General features: G+C 55.1%; 7 protein-coding genes and 3 pseudogenes. 6 read left to right on the top strand and 4 right to left on the bottom strand.

Annotation, left to right across the window (positions count from 1 at the left end; genetic code table 11):
• Nucleotides 1-137: 137 nt before the first annotated feature.
• Nucleotides 138-1,462 (top strand): annotated as a pseudogene (locus HLB35_RS11130) (MATE family efflux transporter).
• Here the strand turns inward: HLB35_RS11130 and HLB35_RS11125 are convergent.
• From HLB35_RS11125 to HLB35_RS11115, 3 genes and pseudogenes are all read right to left on the bottom strand, one after another.
• Nucleotides 1,377-2,956, bottom strand: a pseudogene (locus tag HLB35_RS11125) (NCS2 family permease). The pseudogenes HLB35_RS11130 and HLB35_RS11125 overlap by 86 nt on opposite strands.
• Before the next feature lie 99 nt (nt 2,957-3,055).
• On the bottom strand, nt 3,056-4,246 hold the full coding sequence (locus HLB35_RS11120; protein WP_171702627.1) for an amino acid aminotransferase: 1,191 nt from the start codon (nt 4,244-4,246) through the stop codon (nt 3,056-3,058).
• Nucleotides 4,247-4,573 (bottom strand): 4a-hydroxytetrahydrobiopterin dehydratase, encoded by a 327-nt coding sequence (locus HLB35_RS11115; protein ID WP_171702626.1) that lies wholly within the window; start codon nt 4,571-4,573, stop codon nt 4,247-4,249.
• Between the two features lie 185 nt (nt 4,574-4,758).
• Here HLB35_RS11115 and cobA point away from each other — a divergent pair.
• The 5 genes and pseudogenes from cobA (at nt 4,759) to glpK (ending at nt 11,421) form a co-directional block, all read left to right on the top strand.
• A pseudogene (gene cobA, locus HLB35_RS11110) lies at nt 4,759-5,564 on the top strand (uroporphyrinogen-III C-methyltransferase).
• 151 nt (nt 5,565-5,715) lie between these two features.
• The gene (locus HLB35_RS11105; protein WP_171702625.1) at nt 5,716-6,972 is read left to right on the top strand and encodes a coiled-coil domain-containing protein; all 1,257 of its coding nucleotides are present in this window, start codon (nt 5,716-5,718) and stop codon (nt 6,970-6,972) included.
• A gap of 142 nt (nt 6,973-7,114) precedes the next feature.
• Nucleotides 7,115-8,944, top strand: coding sequence for an SLC13 family permease (locus HLB35_RS11100; protein WP_171702624.1), 1,830 nt, complete (start codon nt 7,115-7,117; stop codon nt 8,942-8,944).
• A 62-nt stretch (nt 8,945-9,006) separates the two neighbouring features.
• The gene (locus HLB35_RS11095; protein WP_171702623.1) at nt 9,007-9,789 is read left to right on the top strand and encodes a DeoR/GlpR family transcriptional regulator; all 783 of its coding nucleotides are present in this window, start codon (nt 9,007-9,009) and stop codon (nt 9,787-9,789) included.
• A gap of 147 nt (nt 9,790-9,936) precedes the next feature.
• The gene (gene glpK, locus HLB35_RS11090) at nt 9,937-11,421 is read left to right on the top strand and encodes a glycerol kinase GlpK (protein WP_171702622.1); all 1,485 of its coding nucleotides are present in this window, start codon (nt 9,937-9,939) and stop codon (nt 11,419-11,421) included.
• A 94-nt stretch (nt 11,422-11,515) separates the two neighbouring features.
• Here the strand turns inward: glpK and HLB35_RS11085 are convergent, their stop codons facing one another.
• Nucleotides 11,516-13,168 carry a glycerol-3-phosphate dehydrogenase/oxidase gene (locus HLB35_RS11085; protein ID WP_171702621.1) on the bottom strand — a complete coding sequence of 551 codons (1,653 nt, stop codon included), beginning with the start codon at nt 13,166-13,168 and terminating at the stop codon, nt 11,516-11,518.
• Nucleotides 13,169-13,191: the final 23 nt, after the last annotated feature.

Genomic DNA, 13,191 nt, shown 5'->3' with positions numbered 1-13,191 from the left:
GATGCCATAATGATAGCCACCTCAGTCAAAGACTGGGGTGGCTTTTGTGGCTTTATCCATCAAGGTCTGGAGGTTGTGCCATCAAGATCGCATTGCAGCATGGCTTAGGTAAAACCCTATGGCAGCAAACCTGGCCAATGGCGATTGGGGTGCTGGCGCTGCTGGGCTTCCAGCTGGTTGATAGTGCCTTTATTGCCCGCCTGGGCACAGCGCCCTTGGCCGCACAATCCTTTACCTTCCCGCTATCCTTTCTGATTATTGGTGTTCAGGTCGGGATGGGGATTGCGATTGCCGCACTGATTTCGCGGACAATCGGCGCGGGTGAAAACGAGCGTGCCAAACGCCTTGGTAGCATGGTATTGATGATGGGAAGCGGCGTGATTGCCCTGCTGGCGCTGTTGCTGGGGATATTTCAGAACGTTATTTTCACCCAGCTAGGCGCCGATGAGACGACCCTGAGCTACATCAACCGTTATTGGTGGCCGCAGCTGCTTGCCGCCTGGCTGGGCGCGCTGTTGTATTTCGTATACAGCGTTTTTCGCGCCCACGGCGACACCCAACTGCCTGGTAAGATGATGGTACTCAGCAGTGCCGTCAATCTGGCGCTGGACCCTTTGCTGATTTTCGGGGTTGGCCCCTGGGAAGGCCTGGGCCTGCCCGGGGCTGCTTGGGCGACAACCCTTGCTTTCTCTACTGGCCTGGTGATTACTGGCCGACGGCTGATCCTGCGCCAATGGCTGGAGATGACGGGGCTTTATAAAGAGGCTTTAGTTTCATCGCGGCCCTTCATGCAGATAGCCGGGCCGGCGATGATTGGCCAGTTAATGCCCCCTTGGCTGCCATGCTGGCGATTACGGTGGTGGCGTCCATGGGCGAAACCCATGTGGCGGCCTGGGGATTGGCAAGCCGTCTGGAAACGGTCTCACTGATGGTGATTCTGGCCATGACGATGTCGTTACCGCCCTGGCTCGGGCGCTGTTACGGGGCCGGTGATTGGGGGCAGATACATCGCTTGATGCGGCTGGCCCTCAAAGTGGCGCTGGTCTGGCAACTTGGTTTGGGCATTGCGCTGGCATTGTTGGCGCCTTGGGTAGCCGCCGCCCTGACCAGCGAAAAAGCGGTACAGGATGCCCTGATCCTGTTGATCCGTTTTCTGTTACCCAGCTATGCGGCTCTGGGTATCTGCATGCTGGTGGTGTCAGCGGGCAATGCGCTGGGCTGGCCTTTACGTTCCATGCTGCTGTCAGCCGCGCGGTTATTTATCTGCTACCTGCCATGCATCTGGCTAGGCTCGGTGCTAGGCGGTTGGTTGGGCATTGCCATGGGAGCCGCCGTGGGGAATGTGTTGGCCGGTTTGGTCGCCTGGCGGGTGCTGGTCAGTATTCTTTCCAGCCCCAAGCGTAAACCCGGCAAGGATCTGCCAGAAGAAGATCACCCCGGCGAGGCGCGCTCACCGGGGTGATCGATAGTCCAAGGGCTTTACAGGCTGCGGCGTTGCTGCCACTGAAATAGACCAGCATGGCCGCCATGACCAGATAGCCAATCACAAAATCCGGGGCAGCATTCAGAGTCAGCTTGGGCGCATGCATCAGGCCGACAAAAGAGAAGCCCGCCGCCGTCAGCGCGAAGGCGGCGGCGCGCCGGAACTGATGGTCGATCACTGAGACGGTAATGGCACCCAGGAAAATCGCCATGAACATGGCGCCCTGGCCCATCAGTACAATGGCGTTGGAGATGTCACTGACCACCTCCTCCGCGCCACGGTTAAAGCGGGTCATCACGTAGTTGGCAAAGTAGGGCAGCATGGCCAGGGCAACGGCGGGATAGTAACGCGTGTCGTTGGCCTGGAAGGCCGTGGCAATCATCGAAATGCCGACAAATACCAGAATAGGCGCCACTACGGAAACCGGAATGATCGCTGCCAGCGCTGCAATCAGGCCAAACATGGTGGCGATGGCGTAAACAGCGCCGTTTAACAGGCTGTAACCGCGTCCGGCGCCCATCCACTTGGCACCCACGGTGGCAATATACACCGTGGTCGGAAAGACCCCGCCAAACAGGGCGCCCAGCATGGTACCGGCACCATCCACAGCCTGGCACTCCCTGACATCATAGCCATCGCCCGCGGCTTCCATGGCTTCTACGTTGTTGATGGTTTCGATGGCGTTGTAAAGAGTGATGGGTAGCACCACGGTCAATACCGCCAGCATGCTGGTAAACAGCAGCCCTAGCCCTTCATACCAGTCCAGTCCCGGTACTAGCGGGTAAAAGCCCAGATGAGTGAAGGCATCGCTGAAACGCTCACTTCCTGCATCGCCAATCAGGTAGGCCATCAGGGTGCCGACAATAATCGCAAACAGGGAGGTCGGGATGCGGAAAGGCATGCTGACCCGTGCCACCAGGCCAACAATAATCAGGGTTAGCACAACCAGGCCGATAATCGGCATTTCCAGGGTCTTGAACAGCATCTCACCGGCGATAAAGGTCAGCGCCACGCCTGCCACTGCACCCAGCATGGCGGCGCGGGGAAGGTGGTACTGCACCCAGCGGCCAATAAAGCTGATGGATGTCTCAATGGCACCGCTGATAAAGCAGGCAGCAACGGCAATCTTCCAGGCCATTTCCGCATCGCCGGTCAACTGTTTGGCAGGCAAGAGCACGCCAAACAGAAATACAAACATCACGGGGGTGGAAATGCCGTAGGAGAGGGCGGTGACATCGTTGCGGTTTTCCTTGCGTGCCAGCCGCGATGCGCTCCAGGCATAGTAGAAGTTGCCCGCCATGACGGCAACCGCTGCTCCGGGCAGCACCTGCCCATAGACAATGTCAGCGGGAAAACCCATCCCAAGCATGGTGATGGCAATAATCACAAAGTTGGCGATATTGTTCTGAAAAAGTGCAAAGAAGGCGTCCGTATCTTCTTTTTATACCAAGGGTAGGACGTGTTTACTGCCATCGTCAGTCTCGCTGTCTGGAGGATTGCAAAGGCGGTGATTCTACGCAAAAAAACGCCCAGGAGTCTCCCCCTGGGCGCTTTCAGGCTCAATGTTGGCGTCTAGTCGTTAACAGCCGCAATCGCCTTGGCAAGGTAGGGCAGGTTTGCATGGGAGAATCCAGCCACATTGGCGCGACCAGAGCGCACCATATAGATACCGAATTCATCGCGCAGGCGGTCAACCTGTTCTGGGGTCAACCCAGTGTACGAGAACATGCCCTGCTGTTCAGCAACGCAGGCATATTTCTCAGCCAGCCCATAAGGCTTGAGGGCCTCGACGAAATCGCGCCGCAGGGTATTGATGCGGTCGCGCATTTCAGTCAGCTCTTCGCGCCACATGGCAGTCAGTTCTGGGTCGTGAAGGATTTCACTGACAATCGAACCGCCATGGGCCGGCGGGTTGGAGTAGTTCTCACGGGCAACGATGGCCACCTGGGAGCGCACGTTCTCCATCTGTTCAGCATCCTTGGCGACCATGATCAGGCAGCCGGTACGCTCGCAATAGATACCAAAGTTCTTGGAACATGAGCTGGTAATGATGACTTCATCCAGCTGTTCCGCCATCAGGCGAACGCCGTAGGCATCTTCGTCAAGCCCCGCACCAAATCCCTGGTAGGCAAAATCAATCAGCGGTAGCAACTGGCGCTCGCGAACGACGTCCAGCACGGTTTGCCACTGCTGCTGGGAAAGGTCAAAGCCGGTCGGGTTGTGGCAGCAGGCATGCAGCACAACAACATCGCCTTGTGGAATCTGCTTGATGGCTGCCAGCATGCCATCAAAGTCGAGACGGTTATCAGCGTCTACATAGGGGTATTTCTGCAGCTTTATGCCGGCTGCCGAGAAAATGCCCAGATGGTTCGGCCAGGTAGGGTCGCTGACCCAGATACCTTTATCCGGCAGCTGAGCAGCAATGAAGTCTGCCGCCAGGCGCAAGGCACCGGTGCCGCCGGGTGACTGGGTGGCGCTGGCACGATTGGCTTCCAGTACTGGTGAACTGGCGCCCAGCACCATGGGCAGAACGGCCTTGCCATACTCAGGCGCACCGTGGGAACCAATGTAGGTCTTGGTGGTTTCATTCTTGAGCAGGCGAGCTTCCGCTTCCTTGACAGCGCGCATTACCGGCGTAGTGCCGTTTTCATCGCGATAAACCCCGACGCCAAGGTCGACCTTCTGGGGGTTGGTATCTTTCTTGAAAGCTTCGATCAGCCCGAGAATGGCATCTCCAGGGACTCGCTCAATATGCTCAAACATTTATTTGGCTACCTCGTCAGTTCTGGCGGCAAGAGTGAAATCGTCATGACACAGGCCACCTTTATCGTGGGACCACCAGGTTACCCTTGCTTCGCCCCACTGAGTGGTGATTTTGGGATGATGGTTGGCCTGTTCGGCCAGATCCCCCACCCGCTGGGTGAATGCCAGCGCTTGGGCAAAGTCGCTAAAGGTAAAGCGGCGTGTCAGCTTCATGATGCCATCGCGGTCGATAATCTGCCACTCTGGAAGCGCTTCTGCCTCTTTCATGCAAGCTTCCAGCGTCATGGGTTCTGCCGCCTGGCTGGGTGATGTTTCATGGTCGGCCATGATGTGCCTCCTCGCGTTAGTTGGCTTCTTATATTCTTTAATTGAATATAAATCTTATTATATATTCTTTTTTATTCTTTAAAATATTGGCTACCGTTATCCCTAACGTTTTTTTGTTTGTGAGGTATCGGCTGTTGTTTCCTGATCGTACTGTTGTGGACGCTACCTTTCTAGACCGCATTCCTGTGCAGCGTCCGGGAAGCGTCAGCCTTGTGGGCGCAGGCCCGGGTGACCCCGAACTGCTCACTTTGAAAGCCTATCGACGGATCATCGCCGCCGACGTTGTCCTTTATGACCGTCTGGTCAGCGAAGAAATCTTGGCGCTTATCCCAGCGAGCGCGCAAAAATACTATGTCGGTAAAGCCTGCTCTAACCACAGCGTAGCACAGCAGGATATCAATCAGGCATTGGTGGATTGGGCCCAGGCTGGCCGCACGGTGGTTCGCCTAAAAGGGGGAGACCCGTTTATTTTTGGGCGTGGCGGAGAAGAAATGGAAACCCTGGTAACCAACAATGTCAGCGTTGAAGTGATTCCAGGCATCACAGCTGCCTCCGGTTGTGCTGCTTATGCTGGCATCCCGTTAACCCACCGCGATTATGCCCAGTCTGTGCGTTTTGTGACCGGCCACCTTAAGCAGGGGGCGAAATGGATTGGCCTTGCCTGGCACAGCCAGGCCAGACCCTGGTTTTCTATATGGGGCTCGGGAATCTGCTGCACATCTGCTCTTCACTGATGGCTCATGGTTTGTCGGCAGATACGCCAATGGCCTTGATCGCTCAGGGAACTACCCGCCACCAGCAGGTTCATATTGGAACCCTGACTTCGCTACCGCCTGGCTTTTACAGCGGTGAAATCAGTTCACCTGCCTTGATTGTGATTGGCGATGTGGTGGCGCTTAATGCTCAGCTTGACTGGTTTGACCCTGGCAAAGCGGGCACGACTGGGTACGCTAATGAGAATGTCAACAGAGCTGTCACATCTTTAGCATAAGGTATTTCAACGTTCAGCTTGCTTGTGTGACTAGCCAGATGCACACAGCTGTGTATGCTGTAAGGGTAACGCTTTTTTCGTTTGCCAATCACCGTCCGCTGTCATGCATAATGGCAATAATTAACAGCGCTTTCGAGAGAGAGAAGCATCCATGTCAGATACGAACAAACCATCCGAAGGCAGCAGCTCAACTTCCGCTTCCAAGCCTGATATGAAAACCCTGATGCAGGATAACCGTGTGAGAGGCATCGCCGGTATTGCGGCGATTGCGGTTATCTGGGCAGTGATCGCTCAATCCAGCGCCGGTTCCCGGGCAGACCGCATTGATATGGTAGAAGGCCAGTTGGCCGAAGCTGAGCAGTCACGCCAGGAACTGAGTGCCCAGCTCAGCGAGCTTGAAGAAGCTGAGATGAACCTGGCTGCCATGCAAGAAGAAATGGCCGCACTTGAAGAGCAGCAGGCGTCAACGCAGTCAGAACTGGAATCAACTCAAGCAGCAATCAGCGCAGCAGAGGAAACGTTGGCATCACTGGATGAACAGCGGGAATCTCTGGAGCAGCAAATTGAGTCACTGACGGGTGAAGTTGAAACCCATGAAGCCCGCCTGGAAGAACTTAACAGCGAGCTTGCCGAGGTAGAACAGGCGCGAGACGAGGCACAAGCGGCGCGTCAGGAAGCTGAAGAAGCGCTTCAGGCAGCGCAAGCTGACCGCCAGGAAGCCGAAGAAGCACGCCAGCAGGCTGAGCAGGAACGTGCCTCTGCGGTAGAGGCTCGCGAGCAGGCGGAAGCTGACCTTGAGAGCCTTAATGGTCAGATTGAAGAAGCCAATACCCATCTGGAAGCCCTTCAGGAAGAAATTGCTGCCACCCAGCAAGAGCGTGACGCCCTGGTGGAGGAACGCGATACCCTGACCAATGAGCGTGATGCACTGCAGGAAGAAATCGAAGGCTTGACTGCGCAACGTGAAGACGAGCAGGCCAGCCTTGAAGAGGTGCGCACCGAGTTTGGCGACCTGCAGGTAGCGCTTGAGATCGGTCGTGAAGAGCTGACGTCGGTCAATGACAATATTGACCAGCGTGAATCGCAGCTGGAACGCCTTGAGACACAGCTGAACAATTGGCGTGAAGAGCTAAACTCTCTGGAATCGCGTATGGCGGAAGTCGATGATACGACGGATGCTGAAGCCACTGACATGCCAGTAGAAGCCAGCGACGATGCATCTGTAAGTGCAGAAGGATCTGCAGGCGAAGAGGCCGCTGCCGGGGAAGAGGCTGCTGAAAGCGAAGCCGCCGTTGAAGACACCACACAGGACGAGGCCGCTGAAGACGAAGCCGCGGAAGATGAGTCAAAAGCAACGCCTGAGCAGGATACTGAAAATCAACAGGACGCCGCAGAAACTGAAGTATAATCCAGTTCTGTTTTTACGCTTGGCAAGCACGTGATTCACTCGGCTTGATAGGCAGGCGTTAAAAGCACTGATCAGCGGGCATCTGCATTGCGCAGATGCCCGCTTTGTGTTTAAAGTTTGTTTTTTCGCAAAGTGATTACACATGGATATCAGTGTACCGACAATAAGTGTCAACGGGATAGCACCCAGCACCCTGGTGTTTGGCGTGTTGGGATTAACGCTATTGGCATTTATCTGGGGGCGATTTCGCTACGACCTGGTGGCGCTGTCCGCTCTGCTGGGCTCGGTGATGTTAGGGCTGGTACCCGCGGATGAGGCGTTTAGCGGTTTTGGCCACCCGGCGGTGATTACCGTGGCCGCCGTGCTGGTGTTGAGTCGTGGTTTTGAACGTTCTGGTGTGGTCGATGCCATTTCGGAACAGGTACTTAAAGCGGGCGAGCGCCTGATACTGCAGTTGGCGGTACTGGTCGGCACCGTGGTGGTGCTTTCCGGCATAATGAATAACGTGGGCGCGCTGGCCTTGTTGTTGCCTGTCGCTCTGCGTCTTGCTCGCGAGCATAATACCTCGCCGTCACTGTTGTTGATGCCGCTGGCTTTTGGATCCCTGCTAGGTGGTCTGACCACCCTGATTGGAACGCCTCCCAATATTATCATTTCCAGTTATCGCGGCAGCGTCACCGGTGAAGCCTTCAGTATGTTCAGCTTCTTTCCGGTGGGGGCGGTGGTGGCGCTTGCTGGGCTTGTGTTTATTGTCCTGATTGGTTGGCGGCTAACGCCCAAGCGTGCTGGCAGTGCTTCTACAGAAGGAATGTTTGATACCGCTCATTATTTGGTTGAACTCAAAGTAGACGAAGATGCCAAGGCTAATGGCATGACCTTGCAACAGCTACGCCATGAACTTGAGGAGTCTCTGCCTATTCTGGCTGTGGTACGCGATGAGCAGCGGCGCACGGGCAATGCCTTCTATGCGGCCCTTAAGCCAGGCGACATTTTGCTGTTGGAAGCTGGACCAGAAGAACTCAAGCAGCTGGAAGACAAGCTGGGGCTAAGTGTCATCAGTGCTGACCAGGAAGATGAAAGCGAAGAGGAAGATGCTGACAAACAGGTAGACACAGAAGGCTTGCAGCTGGTAGAAGCTGTCATACGCAATGATTCAATAATGATTAATCGCAGCGTTCGCCGGCTCAGGTTGCATCATCAGTTTGATATGCATCTGGTGGCCGTTGCCAGAGATGGTGAACGCCTCAAGCAGCGTCTGCGGGATATTCGTTTTCAGGCGGGTGACGTGGTGCTGCTACAAGGTGATGAAGAAGAAATGCATGAAAGCCTGGCGACCCTCGGTTGTCTACCATTAGCCAGCCGTGAGCTTCAGCTTGGCCAGCCGCGCAAGCTGCTGCTTTCAGTGACTATCTTTGCCTTGGCGATTGTTGCGATGCTGCTGGATCTGTTACCAGCGGCCGTGGCGTTAAGCACGGCGGCACTGGTTTCCTTGCTGATTGGTATTCTGCCTCTACGAGAAGCCTACCAGGCGATTGATGGCCCAGTGATTGTGCTGCTGGGTGCCATGATTCCCGTTGGGCAGGCACTGGAAACCAGCGGTGGGGCAGCGCTGATCGCTGACGGTTTGCTCCAGCTGGGCAGCAGTTGGCCCATACCGGCGACGTTGGTAGGGCTTTTTCTGCTTAGCATGCTGCTTTCCAACGTGATCAATAACGCCGCTGCTGCTTTATTGATGGCACCGATTGCCACCAGCCTGGCAAGAGGGTTTGAAGTGTCGCTCGACCCGTTTCTGATGGTGGTGGCTGTCAGCGCTTCCTGTGCGTTTCTTACCCCGATAGGTCATCAGTCCAATACCCTGGTGCTGGGGCCGGGAGGCTATCGGTTCAGCGACTACTGGAAACTGGGCTTACCGCTTTCCCTGGTGGTCATGCTGGTGGGTATTCCTATGATACTTTGGCGTTGGCCGCTATAAATGTATGAAAATTTTGCTAGGCTTGCAGTCATTAAAAGCGAAAATTATCAACGGGCCTGGCCATGAACCAACATTACCGACAAGACGCGATCGTAGAACTGGTGCGCCAGCACGGTTACGTCAGCATTGAACAGCTGACCGAACACTTTGCTGTCACGCCGCAAACCATCCGGCGTGATCTGAATACTCTGGCCGAAGAAGGTCGTATCCGCCGGGTTCACGGTGGGGCGGGCATAGAGTCAAGCACCGTCAATACCGCCTACAGCACGCGCAAAACCCTGCACCTTGAAGAAAAGGAACGCATTGCCCGCACCCTGGCTGCTCACATCCCTGACCATGCCTCGCTGTTTATCAATATCGGCACCAGTAACGAGATCATTGCCAAGGCGCTGCTTGATCATCATGGGCTGGAAATTATCACCAACAATCTGAGCGTTGCAGCCATTCTGCAGCATAAGGAAGATTTTACGGTGATTGTTGCTGGCGGCCAGGTTCGCTCCCGAGATGGCGGTATCATTGGCGAGGCCACCATCGACTTTATCAATCAGTTCAAGGTTGATTACGGCATTATCGGTATCAGCGGCATTGATGAGGATGGCTCACTGCTGGAGTTTGACTACCAGGAAGTGAGAGTGGCGCAGGCCATTATTGCCAATTCACGACGCGTCTACCTGGCCGCCGACTATTCCAAGTTTCATCGTAACCCCGTGGTTCGCCAGGGCAATATCGCTCAGCTGGATGCACTCTTTACCGATCGTCATCCCCCTGAGGCAATCATGCGCCTGCTCACCCAGCATGATGTGGCCCTGCATATTGCCAAAGCTGATAACCAACGCACCCTGTAGACACATCTAACGTTGTCCTTAACTAAAATTCATAATGACAGGCTATAATATTGCTCAGGTATATTTTCGTACTTGAGCCTTTAGAGGCAGTAAAGTAGCCTTGTAGTGTCGTAAAACGAAAACCAACAAAATAAAGCGAAACTTTCCATGCCATCTTACATACTCGCTATCGATCAAGGCACGACCAGCTCACGGGCTATTCTGTTTGACCGCCAGGGTCAAGTTGTCAGCGTTGCCCAGCAGGAATTTCCTCAGCACTTTCCCAACGACGGCTGGATAGAACACAACCCGGAAAATATCTGGGATACCGTCATTGCAACCTGTCGGGATGTGATTGCCAAGACGGGTATTGATATTCAGGACATTGCGGGGGTCGGGATTACCAACCAGCGTGAAACCACCATAGTGTGGGATCGCCAGACCGGAAAGCCGCTTTATAATGCGATTGTCTGGCAGGATCGTCGTACCTCTCAGCTGTGTGAAAGCTTGCGCGATGAAGGGCATACCGAGGCCGTTCAAGCCAGTACCGGGCTGTTGATTGATCCGTATTTTTCCGCCACCAAGATTGCCTGGATTCTGGATAACGTTGACGGCGCCCGTGAGCGTGCAGAACGCGGCGAGCTGGCGTTTGGTACCGTCGACAGCTTTCTGATCTGGCGCCTGACCAACGGCCAGCACCACGTCACCGATGCGACCAACGCCTCGCGCACGGCGCTGTTCAATATTCATGAGCAACAGTGGGATGAAGCGCTGCTGGCGCTGTTCCGTATACCTGCCAGTCTGCTGCCAGAGGTCAAAGACTCCAGCGACGATTTTGGCAGCATTGCCAAGGAGTGGTTGGGCGCGGAACTACCCATTGCCGGGGTTGCCGGTGACCAGCAGGCCGCCTTGTTCGGGCAAGCCTGTTTTACTCCCGGTATGGGCAAGAGCACCTATGGCACCGGGTGTTTCATGATCGTCAATACGGGTGATGAACCCGCCACATCACGCAACCGCCTGCTGACGACCATCGGCTACCGTTTGAACGGTAAACCAACCTATGCCATGGAAGGCAGTATCTTTGTGGCCGGAGCGACCGTACAGTGGCTCAGGGATGGTCTCAACCTGTTTGCCGATGCAGCCGAAACCGAGGCGCTGGCCCGGGAAACCCGCAGCGGTCACAGCGTTTATCTGGTGCCTGCCTTTACCGGCCTGGGCGCACCTCACTGGGACCCTAAAGCGCGCGGTGCCATCTTCGGCCTGACCCGGGATACCGGCATTGCCGAGATCGTTGCGGCAGGCTTGCAGGCCGTCTGCTATCAGACCCGTGACCTTCAGCACTGCATGAACGACGATATGGCGGCCACGCCCGGTAAGCTGCGGGTTGATGGCGGCATGGTCAAAAACAGCTGGGTAATGCAGTTTCTTGCCGATATGCTAGGGGTTGAAGTCGACCGCCCAGCGGTGTTGGAAACCACGGCGCTGGGTGTCGCCTACCTGGCGGGGCTGCGCCTGGGCTGGTACGCCAACCTGGAAGAAATTCAGGGGCTGTGGCGCTGCGAGTCGAGCTTTACTCCCAAAATGGATGAAGCTACCCGGGAAGATCTGTATCAAGGCTGGCTGGATGCGGTAGCACGGGTCAAATCAAACTGATCTGAACATATCCGCAACATAAAACCCCACGGGCAGTGAAATGCCGGTGGGGTTTTTTATTAGGCCTTAGCGCTGGCGCTCGGCTATAAAGGGCTCAAGCACTAACGCGATTCTGGTTATTTTCAGTAAAGCGCGCAGTATCCGGTACTTTATCGAAATATTCATTGAAGCGTTCTTCTGCCTGATCGCCGAACAGCATGTGGCAGGCTTCTTTCAATCCTTCAGAGTGGCGCAGCTCTTCATGGGGAACCACCAGGGATACCTTGGCACGTCTGCGCAGGAAGTCGTCAAGCTTGGTGACCATTTCACTGCGGTGCGTCTGGCGTAGTTCGCAGCGGATATATTCGGTGCCCTCAATCAGCAATTCGGCCTCACGTGGGTCCTGGCGAATCTGCTCAAGCATATCCAGCGACTGGGCCGCATAACGTCGCCACAGGCGCTTGCTGAGCGGCTCAGACGATGTTTCAGGCGTCATCTCGTCAAGCCCCATACGCTCGGCCTGCTGCATGAACTCGCGCTTGACGTCCTCGGAAGGTTCGCCGTACCACTTATAGTCCGGGAAGGGGATATCAATGCCGAGCTTGCTTACTTCATCGCTAATTTCATCACCCACATTAAGACAGTCGGTCAGCTTGCCGCCAAAAATGCTGATGTGAGCGCTGTCGGCATTGGTGTCCACCACATGTTTACGCGATAACTGCTGGAAATCCCGGTCTTTGCCTTTACTTGACTTGATGGCCAGCGGGCGAACGCCGCAACGGGTAGAAATAATGTCCGCCGTAGTAATGGGTTTTTCCAGTGTTAGACGCGTATTGATATTCTCCAACACGAAATCGATATCTTCCTGAGTGACATCGACTTCCGGTTGTTCCATATGCGTATCGGTCGTACCAATGCAGGTACGGTTACCCATGGGGATGACGAAGAACAGCCGGCCATCGTTGGCAAAAAATGCCAGTACCCGCTTGGAGTCCGTCAGCTGGGGTACGATCAGGTGGATACCCTTGGAATACAGGTGCTGATGCTGGGTCTGCTGGCCGGTGAGCTTGTTGTGATGATCCACCCAGGGGCCTGCCGCGTTGACCAGTACCTTGGCACGGATCGGGAAGGTTGAGCCGTCAATCACGTTACGCGCCTGTACTACCCAGCGGCCATCTTCATAGGACGCCCCGTTGGACTCCACATAGTTGGCAATGCTGGCGCCATAGTCGATGGCATGCCGGATAAAGTTGAAAACAAAGCGTGCATCATTGTCGTGCAAAATGGCATCGGAATACTCAAAACCACCCACGGCATTCTCGGTATTAACGATAGGTTCAGAATTCTTGATTCCCTTGGGAGTAAACAGCTTGGGAATCTTGGTAAACGCATTGCCCATCAGCCAGTAAAGCCAAGTGCCCGCGTAAAGGTAGCTGGGGTGATGGCGAAACCCTTTGCTGATGGTGGTCAGAAAGCGGATCTCTTCCACGGTGGAAGGATAGTTTTTGATCAGATGATTACGGCTTTTGCATAATTTACGCACCAAGCCGAAATCCTTACTCTCCATATACTTGATGCCACCCCAAACCAAGTTGGAGGAGTGCATGCTGGTACTGCCAGCAAAATCGCCGCGGTCAATCAGACCTACTCTGGCCCCTTTGCCCGCCAGCGCTGCCGCCGCTGAGGCACCGTTGATTCCGCCGCCGATAATCAGGACGTCGAAATCATCGTTAGCCAGCTTATCAAGATTGCTATTGCGAAGTTTCATAAGTGACCCATTACAGATAAAGA

The sequence above is a fragment of the Vreelandella azerica genome (genome assembly GCF_013112225.1).
Classification (GTDB): Bacteria; Pseudomonadota; Gammaproteobacteria; order Pseudomonadales; family Halomonadaceae; genus Vreelandella; species Vreelandella azerica.
Note: the sequence above shows the minus strand (reverse complement) of the source record. Positions and strands in the feature narration are given on the sequence as shown.